Source organism: Xenorhabdus kozodoii, from assembly GCF_002632875.1.
Classification (GTDB): Bacteria; Pseudomonadota; Gammaproteobacteria; order Enterobacterales; family Enterobacteriaceae; genus Xenorhabdus; species Xenorhabdus kozodoii.
In genome coordinates, this window is sequence record NZ_NJCX01000008.1 from 17,834 (window position 1) to 40,048 (window position 22,215).

General features: G+C 43.5%; 17 protein-coding genes. 11 read left to right on the forward strand and 6 right to left on the reverse strand.

The window, feature by feature from the left end:
* Positions 1-77: 77 nt before the first annotated feature.
* Positions 78-2,525 carry an acyl-CoA dehydrogenase FadE gene (gene fadE / locus Xkoz_RS06705; RefSeq protein ID WP_099141437.1) on the reverse strand — a complete coding sequence of 816 codons (2,448 nt, stop codon included), beginning with the start codon at positions 2,523-2,525 and terminating at the stop codon, positions 78-80.
* Positions 2,526-2,781: 256 nt separating this feature from the next.
* Between fadE and lpcA the strand changes: the two genes are divergently transcribed.
* Positions 2,782-3,363: a D-sedoheptulose 7-phosphate isomerase gene (gene lpcA, locus Xkoz_RS06710; RefSeq protein ID WP_099141438.1), complete on the forward strand. Its 582-nt coding sequence runs from the start codon at positions 2,782-2,784 to the stop codon at positions 3,361-3,363.
* A gap of 23 nt (positions 3,364-3,386) precedes the next feature.
* Positions 3,387-4,154 (forward strand): class II glutamine amidotransferase, encoded by a 768-nt coding sequence (locus Xkoz_RS06715; RefSeq protein WP_099141439.1) that lies wholly within the window; start codon positions 3,387-3,389, stop codon positions 4,152-4,154.
* Here the strand turns inward: Xkoz_RS06715 and Xkoz_RS06720 are convergent.
* Positions 4,125-4,928, reverse strand: a complete 804-nt coding sequence (locus tag Xkoz_RS06720; RefSeq protein WP_244183419.1) for a L,D-transpeptidase family protein — start codon at positions 4,926-4,928, stop codon at positions 4,125-4,127. The genes Xkoz_RS06715 and Xkoz_RS06720 overlap by 30 nt on opposite strands.
* 434 nt (positions 4,929-5,362) lie before the next feature.
* On the opposite strand from Xkoz_RS06720, the gene Xkoz_RS06725 reads away from it, so the two are divergent.
* From Xkoz_RS06725 to nqrM, 8 genes are all read left to right on the forward strand, one after another.
* Positions 5,363-6,706, forward strand: coding sequence for a Na(+)-translocating NADH-quinone reductase subunit A (locus Xkoz_RS06725; RefSeq protein ID WP_099141440.1), 1,344 nt, complete (start codon positions 5,363-5,365; stop codon positions 6,704-6,706).
* A 3-nt stretch (positions 6,707-6,709) separates the two neighbouring features.
* The gene (locus Xkoz_RS06730) at positions 6,710-7,948 is read left to right on the forward strand and encodes an NADH:ubiquinone reductase (Na(+)-transporting) subunit B (RefSeq protein ID WP_099141441.1); all 1,239 of its coding nucleotides are present in this window, start codon (positions 6,710-6,712) and stop codon (positions 7,946-7,948) included.
* Positions 7,941-8,735 carry a Na(+)-translocating NADH-quinone reductase subunit C gene (locus Xkoz_RS06735; protein ID WP_099141442.1) on the forward strand — a complete coding sequence of 265 codons (795 nt, stop codon included), beginning with the start codon at positions 7,941-7,943 and terminating at the stop codon, positions 8,733-8,735. Before Xkoz_RS06730 ends, Xkoz_RS06735 begins: the two co-directional genes overlap by 8 nt.
* A complete protein-coding gene (locus tag Xkoz_RS06740) occupies positions 8,728-9,357 on the forward strand; it encodes an NADH:ubiquinone reductase (Na(+)-transporting) subunit D (RefSeq protein ID WP_099141443.1) in 630 nt (209 codons plus the stop codon). The genes Xkoz_RS06735 and Xkoz_RS06740 overlap by 8 nt, the downstream gene beginning before the upstream one ends.
* 8 nt (positions 9,358-9,365) lie before the next feature.
* The gene (nqrE, locus tag Xkoz_RS06745) at positions 9,366-9,962 is read left to right on the forward strand and encodes an NADH:ubiquinone reductase (Na(+)-transporting) subunit E (protein ID WP_086107962.1); all 597 of its coding nucleotides are present in this window, start codon (positions 9,366-9,368) and stop codon (positions 9,960-9,962) included.
* Between the two features lie 15 nt (positions 9,963-9,977).
* On the forward strand, positions 9,978-11,204 hold the full coding sequence (gene nqrF / locus Xkoz_RS06750; RefSeq protein WP_099141444.1) for an NADH:ubiquinone reductase (Na(+)-transporting) subunit F: 1,227 nt from the start codon (positions 9,978-9,980) through the stop codon (positions 11,202-11,204).
* Positions 11,205-11,404: 200 nt separating this feature from the next.
* Complete coding sequence (locus Xkoz_RS06755; RefSeq protein ID WP_422646086.1) at positions 11,405-12,382, forward strand: FAD:protein FMN transferase; 978 nt, start codon at positions 11,405-11,407, stop codon at positions 12,380-12,382.
* Between the two features lie 17 nt (positions 12,383-12,399).
* On the forward strand, positions 12,400-12,624 hold the full coding sequence (nqrM, locus tag Xkoz_RS06760) for a (Na+)-NQR maturation NqrM (protein WP_099141446.1): 225 nt from the start codon (positions 12,400-12,402) through the stop codon (positions 12,622-12,624).
* Between the two features lie 252 nt (positions 12,625-12,876).
* Here nqrM and Xkoz_RS06765 read toward each other — a convergent pair whose 3' ends face one another.
* The 3 genes from Xkoz_RS06765 to Xkoz_RS06775 all read right to left on the reverse strand — a co-directional run bounded on the left by Xkoz_RS06765 (position 12,877) and on the right by Xkoz_RS06775 (position 19,811).
* Positions 12,877-16,590 (reverse strand): hypothetical protein, encoded by a 3,714-nt coding sequence (locus Xkoz_RS06765; protein ID WP_099141447.1) that lies wholly within the window; start codon positions 16,588-16,590, stop codon positions 12,877-12,879.
* Positions 16,591-16,853: 263 nt separating this feature from the next.
* Positions 16,854-17,369: a sigma-70 family RNA polymerase sigma factor gene (locus tag Xkoz_RS06770; RefSeq protein WP_099141448.1), complete on the reverse strand. Its 516-nt coding sequence runs from the start codon at positions 17,367-17,369 to the stop codon at positions 16,854-16,856.
* Between the two features lie 135 nt (positions 17,370-17,504).
* Positions 17,505-19,811 carry a TonB-dependent hemoglobin/transferrin/lactoferrin family receptor gene (locus tag Xkoz_RS06775; RefSeq protein WP_099141449.1) on the reverse strand — a complete coding sequence of 769 codons (2,307 nt, stop codon included), beginning with the start codon at positions 19,809-19,811 and terminating at the stop codon, positions 17,505-17,507.
* 187 nt (positions 19,812-19,998) lie between these two features.
* Here Xkoz_RS06775 and Xkoz_RS06780 point away from each other — a divergent pair, with 187 nt between their 5' ends.
* Positions 19,999-20,490, forward strand: a complete 492-nt coding sequence (locus Xkoz_RS06780) for a hypothetical protein (RefSeq protein ID WP_099141450.1) — start codon at positions 19,999-20,001, stop codon at positions 20,488-20,490.
* Between the two features lie 57 nt (positions 20,491-20,547).
* On the opposite strand, the gene betA is transcribed toward Xkoz_RS06780, so the two are convergent.
* Positions 20,548-22,212, reverse strand: coding sequence for a choline dehydrogenase (gene betA, locus Xkoz_RS06785; RefSeq protein WP_099141451.1), 1,665 nt, complete (start codon positions 22,210-22,212; stop codon positions 20,548-20,550).
* Between the last annotated feature and the right edge of the window lie 3 nt (positions 22,213-22,215).

Here is a 22,215-nt window from a genome sequence, read left to right on the forward strand (position 1 = left end):
GGCCTCAGACAATCATCTGAGGCCGGTTATGACTTATCCCAATTGGCTTAAGTGAGTGGCTTTACCTTTCGTCAGCATCAGGCGGCCTTAATTTGACGCTGACTGTCAGGCTTTTTTGCTGAATGAGGCACCGCAAAGGCATCCGGCTCAAATTCATCGACATTGATTGAACGCAGTCGACTGTTTTCAGCCCGTTTCAGGATATCGGCTTCTTCCTGGCTGATTTTATTCGCTGCCAGCGCTTGTTCCGCTAATTTATCCAAACGGGTGAAGCTCAGGTTTTTGCCGGCTTCACGGCTCAGGCGGGCATGGATTGGCTCTGCGGCGATGATATCGTGCAATGCTTCTTCCAGTAACCCGTGAGGGTTATGCTCGCTGGGTGTCAGATATTGCCCGCGCCCAATCCGGTTACGGGTGGCGGAAGGCGTTTGTAATATCTGGGCCAGCTTGTGATCCAATTTATCGGATGGTGCGGTATGTACACGTCCCAATGGGAAGATAATCACTCGCATTAAACCGGCAACCAAACGGTTGGGGAAATTGCGCAGTAAATCATTCATGGCCTGTTCAGCTTGATGCAGGCTATCTTCCACCGCCCATTGTACCAATGGCAAGTCTTCCTTTTGGCGCCCTTCGTCTTCATAGCGTTTCAATGTGGCAGAGGCCAGGAAAATTTGGCTCAGAATGTCCCCCAGACGCGCTGAAATGCGTTCACGGCGTTTCAGGCTGCCTCCCAATACGCCCATTGAGACATCAGAGAATAAGGCAAGGTTGGCGCTTAAGCGATTAATTTTTTGGTAGTAACGGCGAGTAGCATCGTTGACAGGCGAACGGCTGGTTCTGCCCCTGGTAATCCCCAGCCATAAGCTGCGCAGTGTGTTGCTGGCAACATGGCCTAAATGACCAAATAGGGCTTTGTCAAAGTCTTTCACATTGTTGTTTTCTGCTGCCGCAATTTCAGACAGGACATAAGGATGGCAGCGGATTGCACCCTGACCAAAGATGATCATGCTACGGGTCAGGATATTCGCCCCTTCAACCGTGATGGCAATGGGGGAGCCTTGATAGCCGCGGGCAAGGAAGTTGGATGGGCCAAGGCAAATGCCCTTACCGCCGGCGATATCCATCGCATCAATGATGGAGCGTTGGCCTCTGTGCGTACAATGATATTTGACAATGGCCGACAAAACCGAAGGTTTTTCGCCTAACATGATCCCGCCGGTGATCATGGTTGCCGCCGCATCCATCAGGTAAGCATTACCTGCGATACGTGCCAGTGGCTCTTCAATACCTTCCATTTTACCGATAGGCAGCTTGAACTGGCGGCGAATATAGGAATAAGCACCGATTGCCATCGCCGCGCTTTTTAACCCACCGGTTGCGTTGGAGGGCAGGGTAATACCACGCCCAACAGACAGACATTCAACCAGCATACGCCAGCCTTGGCCTGCCATTTTCGGTCCACCAATGATGTAATCGATAGGAACGAAAATGTCTTTACCACGGGTTGGGCCATTCTGGAATGGGATATTCAGCGGAAAATGGCGGTGACCAATTTCAACGCCTGGCGTATTGGTTGGGATCAAAGCACAGGTAATGCCGAGTGATTCACTATCGCCCAACAGATGGTCAGGATCGTACAGTTTAAATGCCAAGCCCAGCACGGTCGCGATCGGGGCAAGCGTAATGTAACGCTTATTCCAGTTCAGGCGCATACCCAGCACTTGCTCACCTTGCCATTCTCCCATACAGACAATACCAGTATCCGGGATAGCGCCGGCATCTGAACCGGCTTCCGGGCTGGTCAAAGCAAAGCAAGGAATTTCTTCACCACGGGCAAGGCCGGGCAAGTAACGTTTTTTCTGTTCCTCTGTGCCATAGTGTTGCAGCAATTCACCGGGACCCAAGGAGTTAGGTACACCAACAGTAATTGCCAGAATACCCGATACCCCAGCCAATTTTTGCAAGACCTGAGATTGAGCGTAAGCGGAGAATTCCAGACCACCATATTCTTTCTTGATGATCATGGCAAAGAAGCGGTTTTCTTTTAGATAAGTCCAAAGCTCTGGGGGCAAGTCAGCCAATTCGTGGGTGATTTGGAAATCATTTGCCATGCGACAGGCTTCTTCTACTGGACCCTCAATGAAAGCTTGTTCTTCAGCCGTTAACTGCGGCTTTGGATAGTTATGCAGTTTTTTCCAGTCAGGATTACCACGGAACAAATCACCTTCCCACCATGTGGTGCCTGCATCAATCGCTTCTTTCTCTGTTTTTGACATACCGGGCATCACCTTACGGAAGGCTTTTAGTCCGGGCGCAGAAAACAAAGAGATACGCACAGGGGTAAAGACCAGCGGGAAGAGGATGATCACGAGTGGTAACAGTAACCAGTAACTCCAGAGGCCCGTTATGCCCGTCACGAATGTATAGGCAACAAGCAATAAGCTGCTGAGAGTCAGGCTGACCTTGTGGTAACAAAGCCCGCCAATCAAAACTAAAAATAAAATAATGCTGAAAGCGGTCATAGTAAAACTCCTGTAAATCTCAGGTTGAGTTGTCAGAGGTCTGACCTGTTGTGATGTCCTTCTTTTTTAGATGAGGAAAAGGTATTTATCAATATGTTTACATCTTAATTACAAGCTAGCTCACAAAGTCATTTGTGTTTTGCAGGTGATAATTTCCTCAAGGTGGGATGACATCTTCTTTCAAAGGGGGGAATCCGTTACACTGATTGACTAATATTATTATTGATCCCGCAGACTTTTCAGGAGAATGAGTTCCATGTATCAAGAACTGATCCGCAGTGAATTATCCGAAGCCGCAGATACGTTGGCTAATTTCCTCAATGATGATACCAATATTGATGCTATTCAAAAGGCCGCGGTTTTGTTGGCTGATTCATTCAAGGCAGGAGGAAAAGTGCTTTCCTGTGGTAATGGGGGGTCGCATTGTGACGCTATGCATTTTGCGGAAGAGTTGACCGGCCGTTACCGTGAAAATCGTCCGGGCTATCCGGCCATTGCGATTTCCGATCCTAGCCATTTATCCTGCGTGAGCAATGACTTTGGTTATAATTATGTATTTTCCCGCTATGTTGAAGCCGTCGGCCAGAAAGGTGATGTGTTGCTGGGGATTTCAACTTCAGGCAATTCCGGCAATATCATTAAAGCCGTTGAGGCCGCCCGCGCCAAAGGCATGAAAGTCATTACGCTGACCGGCAAGGATGGCGGAAAAATGGCAGGAACGGCCGATGTTGAAATACGAGTACCACATTTTGGTTATGCAGATCGTATTCAGGAGATCCACATCAAAGTCATTCATATCTTGATTCAATTGATTGAAAAAGAGATGGTTAAAGCCTGATTGCTGTTTGTTAGGGGTAGGCAATGTGTGAATTACTTGGCATGAGTGCCAACGTGCCAACAGATATCGTTTTCAGTTTAAGTGGCCTCATTCAGCGTGGTGGGTATACCGGCCCGCATAAAGATGGTTGGGGGGTTACCTTCTATGAGGGATTGGGTTACAGGACGTTTAAAGATCACCAATCCAGTTGTCACTCACCTGTGGCTCGATTTGTACAAGGTTATCCCATCAAATCAGAGGTGATTGTCGCCCATATTCGTCAGGCAAACAGGGGGAATGTTTCCCTGGTCAATACCCATCCATTTACCCGTGAACTGTGGGGAAGATATTGGACTTATGCCCACAATGGTCAACTTAAGGGATTCAATAAGCTGAAAACGGGTCACTATCGACCGGTTGGTGAGACAGACAGTGAATGGGCATTTTGCTGGATATTACATCAATTATCGTTGAAATATCCCAAGCGACCGACCCATTGGCCTGCAGTCTTTAAATTTATTGCCTCTCTGGCGGATCAACTGAGAAAGAAAGGGGTTTTCAATATGCTGTTGTCAGACGGGCAATTTGTTATGGCTTATTGTTCGACTCAATTGCATTGGATCACGCGTCGTGCTCCTTTCGGCAGGGCTAAATTACTTGATCAGGATGTGGAAATTGATTTCCAGCAGCACACCCAGCCGGGGGATGTCGTATCCGTGATTGCTACCCAGCCTTTAACCGTCAATGAAGTTTGGCACCGTATTGAATCAGGTGATTATGCGTTATTTTATCTTGGAGAGAGAGTAGTGTGATTGGCTGTTCCAAAAAGGTGACGGGTGTTGTGACCCTACATTAATAACATATTGCCCGCCTATTACGCTAACCGTGGCAGGAAGGCTATTTTGGGCAAAATATTCATAGGCGGGCTGTAGCTGTTTCCAAAACAGGTAATTGTCGTTATTTTTGTGTCGCTTCATATTTTGTGGGGTCATCCTGAAAGGATAAATATTGATCTTGATTTCATGTTGTCCATGATGAAGAGCACTTTCTACATATTGGTATATCTCATCCATATAGCGATTGGTCATGGCATAACAGCCAATGGATTTACATTCACCGTGGATCATCAAATTGCTGCCGGAATATCCTTTTGATTTATCAAATTCGTTGGGATAACCCAGATTAATCGCACGGTAATAGCGGCTATTCGGCTTTAACTGTTTAAGGCTGACGTGGTAAAACCCTTCAGGGCTTTTAAAATCACCTTGCCGCGTCTTTGGACCAAGCCCCCCAGAGTAATTACAAATAGCGTAGCGTTGGGTTAACTGATAATGACCCGTGTGGTCTTTTGTATAAAGTTCGAGAAGTTTTTCTTCTTTGAATATTTGAATGAAAAGCTTGGCGCCAATCCGTTTTAAGCGTGGTTTCTTAATCGGCTGCTTGATCCATATAGGTTGTGACAAAGAAGGGAGGGGCAGAGAAGAAGATGTGACTGAGGATGGCATGATGGCAGAGTGTGCCATCGCACAAAGGGGAACAGGCAATAATAGTGGGTGCATTGAAAGACAAAAAACCATTTTTTTCATAGTATAACCGGACAGTCTGGTGAAATATCGGAGTGAGAATCGCCATTTGTTGGTGAAATTTTGTGCAAATTGCGTGTAAAAGATAGCAGTTATACCCTGCTTTTGTGAAGTGACTTTTTGCTCAAAAATTCGCCTATTGTAGAGAAAGATGATGAAAGCGCTCGCCTTTCCCGAATAGTTAACGATTTAGCAAAGAAATTATTCTTATTTGCTTGAACTAAGTCACTTGATTAATCAGACAGTCAGTGGGGGAAATGTTAGAATTGCCCCGGCGAAAATTACGAGAAATTTTGTAACGATTATCGGAGTGAATAACTTGAGACATCTATTGCTCAAGGTGTTTTTTTATTACTAGAGTCGCTGCATTACCTCACGGAGAATAACGTAAGGTAGTCTGTAGTATAGGGTTTAACTGATAAACTTGTGCAAATCTTATGATTAAAATTAAAAAAGGACTCGACCTCCCGATAGCAGGAGCACCTGCCCAAGTTGTAGAAGATGGTCCGACAATTCGCCATGTTGCTTTACTCGGTGAAGAATATGTTGGAATGCGTCCTTCTATGCTGGTTAAGGAAGGTGAGCATGTCAAAAAAGGGCAAATTCTTTTTGAAGATAAGAAGAACCCAGGGATTGTTTTCACTAGCCCCGCAAGCGGGAAAGTTGTCACCATTGGGCGTGGTGAACGTCGTGTTTTGCAATCTGTCGTCATTGAAGTGAGCGGTGATGAGAAAGTCATGTTTGATCGCTATGAGCGTGCTGAACTTGCCTCACTGAGCCGTGAACAAGTAGAGAAAAATCTGCTTGCGTCAGGATTATGGACAGCGTTGCGTACACGCCCTTTCAGCCGTTCCCCTGTTCCCGGTTCCACACCAAAGGCCATCTTTGTCACGGCCATGGATACCCAGCCACTGGCTGCTGATCCATTAGTTGTTATTGCAACTCAAGAAGAGGCTTTTGTTGATGGCCTGAATGTTCTGTCAACATTGACGGACGGGAAAATCCACGTCTGCCACGGCGCTGGAAATATTCCAACAGTGGGAAATAACGCTCAAATCACCTATAACCAGTTTGCTGGTCCACACCCAGCCGGCTTGGTGGGGACTCATATTCATTTCATTGAACCGGCGAGTGCCCAAAAAATGGTTTGGCATCTGGGTTATCAGGATGTGATTGCTATTGGTAAGCTGTTTACCACGGGGGAATTGTACACTGATCGTGTGGTATCCCTGGCAGGACCGCAGGTTAAATCGCCACGCTTAATACGCACCCGGTTGGGCGCTGATTTGCTGGAATTGACGCAAGATCAGTTAAAAGAGGGCGAAAACCGTATTATTTCTGGCTCCGTACTGTGTGGTATGAAATCAGATGATACCCGCCATTATCTTGGCCGCTTCCATACGTTAGTTTCTGTACTTGCTGAAGGCAGGGAAAAAGAGCTGTTCGGTTGGATCGCACCCGGCGTTAATAAGTTCTCCATTACCCGCACCACAATCGGCCACTTCCTGAAAAAGAAACGTTTTGCTTTCTCAACCACAACAAATGGTGGGGCACGTTCCATGGTGCCAATTGGCAATTATGAGCGTGTAATGCCGTTGGATATCATGGCAACGCACCTCCTGCGTGACCTACTTGCAGGGGATACCGATAGTGCTCAGGCACTGGGTTGTCTGGAATTGGATGAAGAAGATTTGGCATTGTGTACCTATGTTTGTCCAGGCAAATATGAGTACGGTCCAGTACTGCGTGAAGCGCTGACTAAGATTGAGCTGGAAGGGTAATTCATGGGCCTGAAAAATTTATTTGAAAAGGTAGAGCACCACTTTGAGGCCGGTGGCAAACTGGAAAAGTATTATCCTCTCTATGAGGCAGTGAGCACCGTTTTCTATACACCGGGCACGGTGACGAAAGGGCATTCCCATGTCCGTGATGCCATCGATCTCAAACGCATGATGATCTTGGTGTGGCTATCGGTTTTCCCGGCAATGTTTTGGGGAATGTATAACGTCGGGAATCAGGCGATACCTGCCCTGACACATTTATATAATGGCGATGCCTTACAGCAGATTTTGGCTTCTGATTGGCATTACATGTTTGCTCAGTCTCTTGGTGCATCATTAACACCCGATGCAGGGTGGGGCAGTAAGATGCTACTAGGCGCAACCTACTTCCTGCCAATTTATGCGGTTGTTTTCGTCGTTGGTGGCTTTTGGGAAGTGTTATTTGCCATTATCCGCAAACATGAAATCAACGAAGGCTTCTTTGTTAGCTCCATTCTATTTGCCCTGATTGTTCCGCCAACACTGCCACTGTGGCAGGCTGCCTTGGGGATCACTTTCGGCGTAGTCATTGCGAAAGAGATCTTTGGCGGTACAGGTCGTAACTTCCTGAACCCAGCCTTGGCGGGGCGTGCTTTCCTGTTCTTTGCTTATCCGGCCCAAATTTCAGGTGATTTGGTTTGGACTGCGGCTGACGGTTTCTCTGGTGCAACGCCTTTGTCCCAGTGGGCAACTGCGGGTAGCCACGGCCTGATGAATATCATTACTGGGCAGCCAATCACTTGGATGGACGCGTTTATCGGTAACATTCCAGGTTCAATCGGCGAAGTCTCCACGTTGATGATTTTCCTCGGCGGACTCATCATTCTGTTTGCGCGTATTGCTTCATGGCGCATCGTTGCAGGTGTGATGATCGGTATGATTGCTACGTCTTACCTGTTTAATGCCATTGGTTCTAGCACTAACCCAATGTTCGCTATGCCGTGGTACTGGCATATGGTTCTGGGGGGCTTCGCGTTCGGTATGATCTTTATGGCGACTGACCCGGTATCCGCCGCATTTACGGATAAAGGGAAATGGGCCTACGGTATCTTGATCGGTGTGATGTGCATTTTGATCAGGGTGGTAAACCCAGCGTACCCAGAAGGAATGATGTTGGCGATTTTGTTCGCTAACCTGTTCGCGCCACTGTTCGATTATCTGGTCGTACAGGCCAATATTAAGCGGAGAAAAGCCCGTGGCTAATGATAAACCAAGAAATAATGATGGCATTGGCAGAACGTTCCTCGTTGTTTTTGTGCTGTGCCTGGTATGTTCGATTGTGGTTGCGGGTGCGGCCGTAGGTTTGAAAGCGCAGCAGCAGGAACAGAAACTGCTGGACAAGCAGCGTAATATTCTGGATGTGGCGGGTTTGCTAAAACCCGGCATGACAGCGACGGAAATCAAAGCAATCTATGACAGTCGCATTCAACCTGAATTGCTTGATTTGAAAACCGCAACGTTGGAAAAAAGCCATGGCCATTTTGATCTGAATAACGCCCTGCGCAGTGACGAAACCAGCATTGCGCTGTCACCAGAGCAGGATCTGGCGAAGATTCGCCGCCGTGCCAATATGACAGAAATTTATCTGGTCAAGGATGAAAGCGGCAAAACGACTGAACTGGTTCTGCCAATATACGGCTCTGGCCTGTGGTCAGTGATGTATGCTTTCATTTCCATTGACATCGATGGTGTCACCTCTCACGGCATCACTTACTACTCTCATGGAGAAACGCCAGGTTTGGGAGGGGAGGTTGATAACCCACAATGGCGCAAGCAGTGGGTGGGGAAAAAACTCTATAACCCGCAAGGTGTCCCGGCACTTAAGATCGTCCGTGGCGGTGCCGGTGATAACCCTTACGGCGTAGATGCCTTGTCTGGCGCGACCCTGACTTCTAATGGTGTTCAGCATATGTTTGATTTTTGGCTGGGTGATAACGGCTTTGGCCCGTTCCTGAAAAAAGTACGTGAGGGAGCCTTGAAAGATGGCTGATAGTAAAGAGATAAAACGCGTCCTTCTTGGGCCGCTGTTTGATAATAACCCGATTGCATTGCAAGTCTTGGGGGTTTGTTCAGCACTGGCTGTGACCACCAAACTGGAAACGGCGTTAGTCATGACCATTGCGGTTACGTTGGTCACCGCATTTTCTAACTTTTTCATTTCACTGATCCGTAATTACATTCCTGGCAGTGTGCGGATCATTGTACAGATGGCGATCATTGCCTCTCTGGTTATCGTCGTAGACCAGATTTTGCGGGCTTATGCTTACGAAATTTCCAAGCAGTTATCGGTGTTTGTTGGCCTTATCATCACGAACTGTATTGTTATGGGGCGTGCTGAAGCCTACGCCATGAAAGCACCACCCGTTGAAAGTTTCATGGATGGTATCGGTAATGGCTTGGGCTATGGCGTCATTCTGCTGCTGGTTGGTTTCTTGCGTGAACTGTTTGGTTCAGGAAAATTATTCGGTATTACGGTGCTGGAATCAGTCAAGAATGGGGGTTGGTATCAACCTAATGGCTTATTCCTGTTGGCACCCAGTGCATTCTTCATCATTGGTATGCTGATTTGGAGTTTGCGGTCGCTAAAACCTGAGCAGGTTGAGAAGGAGTAACAAACAAAATGGAGCATTATATTAGTTTGTTTGTCCGCGCAGTATTTATCGAGAACATGGCATTATCTTTCTTTCTCGGTATGTGTACGTTTTTGGCGGTATCAAAGAACGTTAAGACGGCTTTTGGCCTGGGTGTGGCTGTAACCGTTGTATTGGGCATTTCCGTCCCTGCTAATAACCTCGTTTACAATCTGGTACTCCGTGATGGTGCCTTGATGGATGGGGTGGATTTGAGCTTCCTTAACTTCATTACCTTTATCGGGGTTATTGCTGCGCTGGTACAGATCCTGGAAATGATCTTAGACCGTTATGTTCCGGCACTTTACAACGCGTTGGGTATCTTCCTGCCGTTGATTACGGTGAACTGTGCCATTTTCGGTGGCGTTTCATTTATGGCACAGCGTGACTATAACTTCGGTGAGTCCATCGTATATGGTTTCGGTTCAGGCATGGGCTGGATGCTGGCCATTGTTCTGATGGCTGCTATCCGTGAAAAAATGAAATATGCGGATGTTCCGGCAGGTTTGAAAGGATTGGGGATCACCTTTGTCACCACCGGTTTGATGGCATTGGGCTTTATGTCCTTCTCCGGTGTGCAGCTCTAAAGGCGAGAAGAATTCATGGATATAATCATTCTAGGTGTAGTGATGTTTACCCTGATTGTGTTGGTACTAACGGCAATGATTTTGTTCGCAAAATCTAAGTTAGTGAACACCGGGGATATTAAAGTTGAAATTAATGGCGATGAGGATAAGAGTTTCTCTGCTCCCGCGGGTGATAAGCTATTAAATATGCTCTCCAGTCAGGGGATTTTTGTTTCCTCTGCCTGTGGTGGGGGTGGCTCTTGTGGCCAGTGCCGCGTGAAAATTCGGGAAGGCGGTGGTGATATCCTGCCAACGGAACTTTCCCACATCAACAAGCGTGAAGCCAGAGACGGCTGTCGATTGGCGTGTCAGGTCAATGTTAAACAAGACCTGAAAATCGAGCTGCCAGAGGAAATTTTCGGTGTCAAAAAATGGGAATGTGAAGTTATCTCCAACGATAACAAGGCCACGTTCATTAAAGAATTAAAGCTGAAAATTCCTGATGGGGACGTGGTGCCATTCCGTGCCGGTGGTTACATTCAGATTGAATGTCCTCCCCATGTTGCCCATTATGCGGATTTTGAAGTCCCACAGGAATACCGCGAAGATTGGGATAAATTCAATCTGTTCCGTTATGTCTCTGAAGTTAAAGAGCCAACGATCCGTGCGTATTCAATGGCGAACTATCCAGAAGAGCATGGCATTATCATGCTGAATGTGCGTATTGCAACGCCACCACCCAGAAACCCAGATGTGACTCCGGGCATTATGTCCTCTTACATTTGGTCACTGAAAGCCGGTGATAAGGTCACGATCTCTGGCCCGTTTGGTGAGTTCTTCGCTAAAGATACTGATGCAGAGATGATCTTCATTGGTGGTGGTGCAGGTATGGCACCAATGCGTTCTCATATCTTCGACCAGCTTAAGCGTTTAAACTCCAAGCGTAAGATCTCCTTTTGGTATGGTGCGCGTTCTAAGCGTGAAATGTTCTATACCGAAGATTTCGATCAGCTTGCCGCAGAAAATGAGAACTTTACATGGAATGTGGCATTGTCTGATGCTCTGCCGGAAGATAACTGGGATGGCTATACCGGCTTTATTCACAATGTCTTGTATGAGAACTATCTGAAAGATCATCCTGCACCCGAAGATTGTGAATTCTATATGTGTGGGCCTCCGGTCATGAACGCTGCGGTGATTAAAATGTTGAAAGACCTTGGTGTAGAAGATGAAAACATCATGCTGGATGATTTTGGCGGCTGATGATATACCCAATAAGCCAGGTTGTAGCTGACAAAGCTGTAACCCGGAAGAAACACTTTGTTTTAGTGACAATGAGTTAACGACAAGCGCCCACAATTTGTGGGCGCTGCGATTTAGAAAGAGCCAAAATAAATCAGAAAGAGTAAGTTATGTTGAATAAAAAAATGATCAACTGGGGAATATTGCTGTTTGCAACCATCATGCTGGCGGCATGTGGTGGCGCTAAACAGCAAAATCTGGATGGGCAGACAATGGGGACCTATTACTCCGTTAAATATGTTGCTGACTCATCTGCTCCAGCCCCAGAAAGCCTGCAAAAAGAGATTGATCGTCTGCTGGAAGAAGTGAATGATCAGATGTCCACTTATCGGCCAAATTCTGAATTGAGTCGTTTTAACCAAAACCGGGAAGTGAATAAACGGTTTCCGGTATCTGCCGCGACGGCGAAAGTTGTCAAAGAAGCTATTCGAATCAATAAACTGACAGAAGGTGCACTGGACGTTACTGTTGGCCCATTGGTCAATTTGTGGGGATTTGGGCCAGAAGGGCGTATTACCAAGGCGCCGACGGATGAAGAATTAGCGATCCGCCGTGGCTGGACAGGGATTGGTTACTTGTCTGTTGAAGGTAATAATCTGATCAAATCTATCCCTGAACTGTATGTTGACCTCTCTTCTATCGCCAAAGGTTATGGTGTTGATGTGGTTGCTGAATACCTGGGTTCTCACAATATCAAAAATTATATGGTTGATATTGGCGGTGAAGTTCGCACATCGGGCAACAATGGCAAAGGAAATCCGTGGCGGATAGCGATTGAAAAACCATCGGATAGTGGCATGACACAGAGCGCTCAGGAGATCATTGAGCCGGGCAATATGTCTGTGGCAACCTCAGGTGATTACCGCAACTATTTTGAACAAAATGGCGTACGTTACTCCCACACCATTAATCCCAAGACGGGGCGGCCGATAACGCATAACTTGGCCTCAATTACCGTGATTGCGCCGAATTGTATGAGTGCGGATGGCTTTTCCACCGGCCTGGATGTATTGGGGCCAGAGAAAGGCATGGAATTAGCTGAGAAACTGAATATTCCGGTCTTTATGATTGTCAAAACCAAAGAAGGTTTTGAAGAGCGATATAGTGCGGCCTTTAAGCCATACTTACAGAAAAAATAGGAAAGAGGGGGAAGGTAATGGAAGTCTTTATTGCCACTTTTATCTTTTTTTTGCTGGCTTTTGCTGGCATGGCGTTGGGGTATATTTTTAAGCGCAAAAGCATTCAAGGAAGTTGTGGTGGGTTGGGAAGCATCGGCGTAGAAAAAGTTTGCGATTGCCCTGAACCTTGCGATGCCCGTAAAAAACGTATGGCGAGGGAAGCCGCCCGTCAGGCACAGTTGGAGAAAAATCGTATTCTTTGATACTGTTTTGCCATCAGGTAAATTTGCAATTAAAACAGATGCCCTGCTGCCAGATAAACAGCGGGGTTGTTTGTTTAGTACAGTCGACTTCTGAAATTATTTTATCAGAAGTCATATGCACACTCAGCCTTAAGCCCTATCAGTTGGTGCCGTCGTATTTTGAAAATGACATTTTTCGCTGAAATGGACACAAGGCCAGAGATAGGGCCTTGTGTCGTCTTGCAGGTGGCAACTTGAAGTTTATTGGATCTACTATTCAACTATTTTAACTATTTTAATGCCACCAGCCGTTATCCCTAAAAGACACTGAATAGCTACCGAAGCAATAGATACAGGCGGAGCGACTCTCAGCAAAACAGTTCCATCAAGTATTTGCCATGCTGCAAATAGGAATGATATTGTTATATCCAACCCACTTAGTTGTTTCATGTAAAAGAAAGTCAAAAAGAATATACAAGAACCAAATATAATACTTAGTACTATAAAATGTATATCATAAGCGTTTTTTTCAAAAAAAGAAGCGACAGTATAAATAATTAACAACACAAGCATAAAAAAGGACATTGCAATAAGTAGAGCTGAATAAGCATCTAGAGAGCCCAAAAGTAACTGACAAATTATATTCGTGGCATTTATTACTATAGCAAAACAGTTTATAAATTTCTTTATTGTGGAGAGTCGGGTATTGTTAGGATAGGTAGTTTCCGCTATTATCAATGACCCTGCACGTAAGCCTTCAACAAACCCTGAAAATAGAGTGCAAAATGCGCTAATCCATTTTAGTACGTTTTTGCTGCCTGAGCTTTTGGTCGTACTTCTTTTTTTACGCTTTGTTTTCCCTGTATTTTGCGTTATAATCATAGAATCATTATATGTTGAATTTACTATTTCTAATAAGTCAGTTATATTAATTTCAGTTTTAAAATTCAAAACACTTTCTTTATCCGGAAGCAGGCTTTTATTTAATATTAATTTTGACAATATGGTTATCGGGATAGCGAGAAGTAGTGACAGAAAATCATTCATGCTTGGATCTTTTTCGGCTTTCGTAATAAATTTGAATATCTCTGATATAAAAGGAATATATAATGGCTCATTCATAATAGTATAGAGTTTAGAAATTGCAGTTTCAACGAATGATATTACTGAATCAACTAGACTAGTTAAACCATTTATTGCTAGCGTCGTTAGATTTTTTAAAATTCCAAGTATATCTGCTATCATCTTTGAAAATAATGACTCAGTGTTTTGAGTGTCAGAAAATAGAACGTTAAGTGAGTTCATATCATCAGAGTTTTTAAAATCATCAGTATATTTATCTATCGCCTCTCTAACCTGGTCTGCGGGGCTATTATCATTGTCAATAGAAATAAACCGGGACTGAACTGCATTTAATGATTCCGATAATTTATTATAATTAATTGGGTTATAGAGATAATCGAATAAGGGATTATTGGCCAAAGCCTTATCCATACCTTTAGGTGAGAAATTATTTTTAAGTGATTGAACTTGATTATAACCATAATTAACACTTTTACCCTGATATGTATTAATAAGATCATCGAAAACCTTGTTAACCTTGTTTTTGGTACTACTCAATGTGTTATCAACTGTACGCTTTATTTTTTCAGTTGATTTTGTAAGAAATTCTTTTTGTAGAGATAGAATATGAGAAATTGCCTCCTTAGTCCTAAGTATATCATCCCAATCAAAAACAAACCCAATCCATTCAATGAGTTTATCAGTTGTTAGTTTGATATCATTAAATATTACAGATGCTATATTGATAGCATCAAGAGCCACTTTTATTACTGCTGTGAAAAATTTCTCAATGCCATCTTCAACAAAATGGATTGTAACGCTAAATCCATCAGCAGTGGAATCTGCTATAATTTTTAAAACATCTATGACTTTATCCATTCCATTTTTAATAAAATCTCCTATACTACCAAACCATTCTATTGGGTCAAAATCTAATAAATTATCTATTTCCTTTTGATGCATGTCTTTATTCAATTCTCTATAAATAGGCGTATTGTTATTTAAATCAAGCATCCATGATTGATATTGCTTAGGTGCCTGTAATGTCTCTAGTTGAAGTAACGTTTCAGGTAGATATTTTCCAACATGAGGTTCTTTTTTCAATGTACGCCGTAGCTTAGGTGCGGTATCTGCCATTTCCATACATTTTTTAACGCTGCTCACTATACTTTCTGCGCTATCTGTAGAAAGATCAGGTACGAGAAGATTTCCTTTACTATCCTTGGCGTCTTTTAAATCTTGAGCCGTCAATTTAGATAGTCGATCTTTTACATCAGCATATTGGCGAATTGCGACAGGGGAAGGATCACGTTGAGGCAGTGTAAATGATAGTGCTGCTACGCCTAAATTTTCAGCGGGTTGTGTAATCGTAAAAACGCCTCGTATATTCGTTTTGATTGATATTTTCTGATCTTTTTCAACGAAATATGTACTGCCATTAATAATTAGCCCTGTTTGGGCTGAGGATGATATCTCTACAGGTTCATTAATTAATAGGATACCAAATTTATCTTTCACACTAATTTCTGAGCTATAAACAGAGAACTCTTTTGTAACTGTTTTACTTCCTGGTGTTATATTACTATCGATCCATTGGTCATTTTCAAGTGACCACATTGAACGAATAAAGGTATTATTTTTATCAACAAAAAAGACATTAATCCCACCTGATATAACCGAAAGTGTGTTGTATACTGTATTATCATATGACATTACCTGTGTATTAATTCGAGTTGGATCACTCCAACCAGTAGGAGAGTTATCATCTTCCATCATATGATATAAGATAGATTCATGTAGGCGTCTTTTATCTTCGTTATAATCTAGAAATAAATGCGTTCTATTTTTACTATCAAGTGATATTTTAAAATCAAAAATATCTCTACCTTTTGGTGTTATATTTAGATCTATTTCAGAGATAACTTTATCAACTAATACTCTATCGCCATCAATACGCAATGAAACAATATACTGATGAAGTTCTTCTGTATAAATTTTACAGTAAATTTTACTTTTTACCTCCCCGTTGTCATAATATTCAATAGATTTTAATTTTTCTATTTTTTCTATTTTACTGTCTAAGATAGAATCTTCACTATAATAATATGCGTGTGAATCATTTCTATTTTCCACTGAAAAACTATGACATATAAACACATATTTTGGATCATAAGCGTATGTTATATTAAAGTCAGTAAGTGTATCATAAGTATTCCCTATCAATATAGAATTAGTTTCTGCTCCTATTGCAGATAATGCTATCATTTCATAATTTATATTGGGTCCGTCGGTTTTTTCATTGGTAAAATTTAATATTTTTTTACAGTTATCACCTGCTTTGTTTATTTTTGATTTGTTTATAATGTTCTTTCTATTATTTGAGTTTACTGTGTTATCAAACTCTTTTTTTGGATTTGAATAATAGATTGGGCTGATTTCTATTACTTCTCTATCATCCATTATAATGGTTTTTATACGTATTTCATTAATAGTAAATCCAATACCATTTTCTTCATCATAAATATCTTTTGCTAAAGCAAATTTTTCATCACCCAAAATCCAGCGTTCCCTTCCTGTGTTTTTATTCTCATAAATATAACTTATGCAATCTCCATTTATATAAAATACGACTATCCTACCATTGTCAAATGTAGTTAAATATATATTTTTTATATTATAATTATTATTAATTGTAATAGGAAGTTTTTCACTACCATATCCACTATAATTAGCATCAGGATACATATTAATGATATTTTCATTGTCACCAACTGATTGAAAAAAAATCTCAATTTGTCCATCCTTATTCTCTATGGCTTCAAAATCATCTACTGCATAATGTCCTCCAGTATTATCTAATCTATAATTTTTCATAAATCTAGTTACAGAATCATAATCATATGTTGATGTTGTTTGCGTAGTCATAATAATATCCACCTATAGTTGTAAATTTTATTAAATGAATACATCTTATCCTTTAAGTCTTACTTCGCGAGGGGATAGTGTTTGATTATCTCCCACTATGTGGGGAGATAGGAATCCTAGGCATTACGATAGACATCTACTCTCAATCATCTCTCTCAATGCGGGGAAATAATCACGGTTCTGTCACATTAACAGAAAGAGCACGAGTACCGAGCATAATTGCGTTTAGTACGGTTGACTTCTGAAAATAACAATATGTTTGTTCAAAGCGTATTAAAAAAGTGACATTCCCTGTGGGCTTGATGCAAATAATTTTTCACTGAGCTTATTGAAATACCCAAATTTTCCGCCACTTCTTTATAACGTAACCCCTGGAGTTGGGTGAGTAAAAATGTCTGTCGGACTTTTACCGGCAGTTCATCCAATGTCTCATCGATCTTTTCCAACTGTTCTAACAACAGATGTTGATCCTCAGAAGAGTTTGCTAAAATTTCAGTATTTTCAATAAGATATTCCAGATGATTGTCTTCCAGTTTTTTCCTGCGCCAGTGATTGGAGAGCGTTCTGCGCGCTATCGTCATTAAAAAGGCTTTTGGCTGGCGGATATGTTCAAGATCCGAAGATTGCATCAATTTGATGAATACTTCATGGACGATATCTTCAGCTTGATTGGAACAAGCACTGTTTTGTCTAATCCAGTTACACAGCCAGTGATAATAATTGGCATAGAGTTTTTGGGTGATTTGATTGTGCTCAAATGTGCTTTTTTGCACCGCCATAATGATAATGCCTTATGGGATAGGATATAACTGATAATAGTTATTATTTGTATTTGTTGAGAGGAAGTCAATGCCGTGTTTGGAAAACTAACCCCCTTAGGTGAAGGGGGTTAGGCGTGGGTGACTCAATGTCAGTTAGAATTGCTGTGAAATACTGAACTTGTAATTGCGGCCAATACCCGAAGTTGCTTCTCCTAAGTACGGATAGTAATCACGGTTGAACAGGTTATCGACAGTGATCCTTGCTTCAAATCCTTTGATATAAGACGGACGCCAGCTTGCAAACAGGCCATGTAAGGCATAACCCTTACTTTTAGGGAATGCCCAAGAACCTGCGTCTGAATCACCGTCTGAAGGTGAACGATCTTGTTTGCGGATGAAATCACCTTTCCACCCCATTACCATCTGCCATTGCGGAATTTTAAACCCTAACATGGCATGTGCAGAAGTGGGTGGAATTTCCGTCAGCCAGGTTTTATGTCCTATCCACGGATTACGTGGAGAAGCATCACGTTGACCACGCATCGTAGAGAACGAGAGTTTTCCAAACACTGTCCGGCTGTCATAGAAAGTTTCTATTTCTAAGCCCTCAATCGTATATCCCGGCAAATTGCGGTAATTTCCCAATGATTTTCTACATGAATTGCTTGATCTACTATCAAGTTGGGCTTCACAGTAAATACCACGTCTTCTAAAGATTTCATCTTTGCCACGGTTACGGAATAAGGTGGTACGGATTTGCAGGCTATCATCTTCAAGTATCAAGTTATCGAAATCGAGAATGGCACCGAGGCGTATTCCTGCCATTCTTTCAACGGCAAGATCGCGGCTGGAGCCTCTGAGACCACCTATACCTTGTACTTCATATTGTTCATCGACGACGGGGGCACGCCATGTACGGCTGATATCTGCAAACAATGAAAGGTTTTTATTGGCTTGCCACAGAATGCCTAAATGGGGTGACCAGCCGGTATAGGTGACACGGCTATAGTCATGATTGACTTCTGGTGATTTATCGTTATAGATGGGGGCGAGATTTTCTTTGCCCTTATTTTTGACATGATCATAGCGAACACCCGGTGTGACGGTGACGTTGCCTATTTTCAGGGAATCTTGAATATAGAAGCTGTAAGCGAGTTGATCGCCAGCAGGCATATAAGCTGGTTGATAATAACCGTAGTTATATTTTTTTTCCTTTGTGTGGGATTTATTAAACATCAGTATATTGCGGTTATTTTTATGCCAACGGGTTCCCATCAGTAATTCATGTTCAATGAGACCGGTTGAAAATACGCTTTTATTATTGATATCAAGTAGGTTATCGGTGTAATCAACCCAGCTTCTATTTCCCAGGGAAGAGTTGTAATTAGCCTTAATATCGTCTGGACGGTGATCATTTTGCTTAGTTTTTGAATAAGCATAGGTCATTGTCAAGTTCAACCAAGGGTTGTACTCTGGTGCGATATTCCATTTGGCCGTGTAGTTCTGATCGATTTGATCACGAAAAACGAGTTTTTTCTTCCATGCACCATCCCAGCCATATTTTTCTATATCGTAGTCGGAAGGCACACTCATTTTTTTGCCTTTAGCCGACCAAGGCTGCCAGCCATCCGATTCAGATCGCATAGCGGACAAGCTAATCGTATGGGCGTCACTGGGATAAAAGTTGGTTTTCAATAAATAGGATGTCTGATTGTTTTGAGAATACATAAACTGTGTGCCATCAGGGCGTTTAATATTGTGCCCATCCCGTTTGCTCACATAGAGCAAACCATCAGCAAAGCCGTTGGGATCTCTGCCATAGATTGCGCCACTACTGATCCACTGCCTGTCATTGGTGTGATAGCTTTGTTTGATAAAGCCACCCCAATCCTCATCAGGGCGCAGCAAGTCGTTCGCATCTTTTGTCACAAATTTGACCGAGCCCCCAAACCCGCCATTACCATCAATGAGATTATGTGGTCCTTTATCCACCTCTACACGTTTAATCAGTTCAGGTTCAATAAAAATAGAACCCTGCATATATTTCTCGAATCCTTTTGGCGCATCATCCAGTGTGACTTTGATATCTTCCTGGTCGCCCATTCCCCAAATATTCAGCGTTTGTCCTCCAGGGCGCGGGGAGCCGGACATTGAAACACCCGGAAGCTGGTCGAGTAATTGGGCTACATTATCGGCCTGAGTCCGGTCGATATCCGCCTTTTTGAGCACGGAACTTCCCGCACTGTTGCTATCGTGCAGACTTTCAACAACGGAAAGGGCGGGTAATTTCATCACCGCATTTTTCTTTTCAGGCCGCTGCTCGTTGGGATCTTCGGCCGCGTAAACCGTACTGGAGAATGCCGCTCCCAAGACTAATGTCCCTGAAAGGGTGCCGGTTAAAATTTTTTGAACCAGAGTGGCGATTGGGCGTTTTTCTAATTTTTGACTATTATTTGCCATAAATTTCCTGAAATATGATCAAGTGAAATACTTTCAATGTAATAAGTCACCTGAGAAATCAAAAAAGGTAAATGGGAATTGTTTTTATTTGCATATGGGATTTTTGGAAGCATAACATACGATGATGAGACTGAAATATTGGCATTGAAATTTACGTTCAATTTCCTTAAGTACAAGGGGTTCGTCAATGAAGAAAAAAATTCTTGGTTCTCTGATCTTGGCAGGTATCGTGGCACTGCTGGCGGGTTGTGATGATGCGTCTAAAAAAGCAGAAGCGCCGGAACAGCAAACTGAAGAAAGTGCAGTGCAAACGAAAACTGATGCTGAACACGCAACAGAGCAGGCAAAAGAAAAATCATCGGAGGTAAAGGAACAGGTTTCCGATGAAAGCCATAGTTTGCTTGATAAATCCAATGAAGTGACTGAGCAAATAAAGTCCAAGGCAACGGATATCCAAAATCAGGCGACGAAAACCGCAAATGATGTCATCGAGTCTGTGAAAGCGAAAACGGAGGATATCCAGCATCAGGCTAATGACAAGATCGATCAGCTTTCAGATACGGTGAAGTCGAAAACGGAAGAAATAAAATCTGAGGCGAATAAAAAGGCGGATGATTTAATCAATCGTCTTAAAGGTCATGATCCTAAAGACGACAGTGATAAAAAAGAGGAAAATTAATTTATCTCCTTAATTCAATCTATTATCTCCCCGCTGCGCGGGGAGATATAAACATTCTTATTGGCGGACAGGGGTGTTATTGGCAACATAATATTTTGCCTGACTGCGTGGCAGGGGGGAAATACCCCTGATTTTATCTGCAATTTTTTCAGCCATCATGATCGTCGTGGCATTTAAATTACCGGTAATGATGGTTGGCATAATCGAGGCGTCAATAACCCGCAGATTTTCAATACCGTGCACTCTTCCTTGGCCATCTACGACGGCCATTTCATCTGTCCCCATTTTGCAACTGCATGATGGGTGAAAGGCGGTTTCGGCATGTGAACGAATAAAGGCATCGAGCTGTTCATCTGACTGGTTTTCAACACCTGGGCTGATTTCACGGCCACAATAGGGTGCCAGTGCAGGCTGCGCCATAATTTCCCGCGTAATGCGAATAGCCGCGCGGAACTCCTGCCAATCCTGTTCTGCTGACATGTAGTTGAATAAAATACTGGGATGCTGACGAGGATCGCGTGACGTAATTTTCACCCGCCCCCGGCTTGGGGAACGCATAGAACCCACATGAGCCTGAAAGCCATGTTGCTTGACGGCATGGCTGCCGTTGTAATTAATGGCAACCGGCAGGAAATGAAATTGAATATTTGGCCAGGCAAACTTTTCATTGGTACGAATAAAACCGCCTGCTTCAAATTGATTGCTGGCACCAATGCCTGTGCCTTTGAATAGCCATTGCGCACCAATTTGGGGTTGGTTATACCACTTCAAGGCTGGATAGAGGGAAATGGGTTGGAGGCATTCATATTGCAGGTACATTTCAAGGTGATCCTGTAGGTTTTGCCCCACACCAGGCAATACCTGCACCGCAGGAATACCCAACGCGTTTAACACTTCCTCTGGCCCAATGCCTGAACGTTGCAAAATCTGTGGGGATGCGATGGCACCGGCACAGAGCAAAACTTCCTTACGCGCTTTTGCCTGAGTTAAGGTGGAGCTATTGCCTTGGTAAAAATTGACGCCAACGGCTCTCTTTCCTGTCAATTCGAGGATATCAGTCAACGCATGGGTAATGATAGTAAGATTGGGGCGTGAACGGGCTTGATCCAGATAGCCACGGGCTGTACTGGCGCGGCGTCCTTTCGGGGTAACCGTGCGATCCATTGGCCCAAAGCCCTCTTGCTGATAGCCATTTAAATCGTCAGTGCGTGGGTAACCCGCCTGAACACCGGCCTCTACCATCGCATGAAAGAGTTCATTGTTACCCGCTTTGGGGGTGGTAACACTGACTGGCCCATCTGCACCATGATAATCATTTTCGCCAATATCCCTTGATTCCGCCTTGCGAAAATAGGGAAGGCAATCAAGATAAGTCCACGCTTCCAGCCCTGGTTGTGTTGCCCAATGATCAAAATCCAGTGCATTGCCGCGGATATAGCACATGCCATTGATGAGTGAAGATCCCCCTAACCCTTTACCGCGCCCGCATTCCATACGCCGATGATTCATATAGGGTTCGGGATCGGTTTCATACGCCCAGTTATAACGGGTTCCTTGCAAGGGGTATGCCAGCGCCGCTGGCATTTGAGTACGGAAGTCGAATCGGTAATCTGGCCCCCCTGCTTCCAGTAGCAGGACAGTCACGTCGGGATCTTCCGTTAAACGCGTTGCAAGGACATTACCCGCTGAACCAGCACCGATAATAATGTAATCAAAAACCATTGT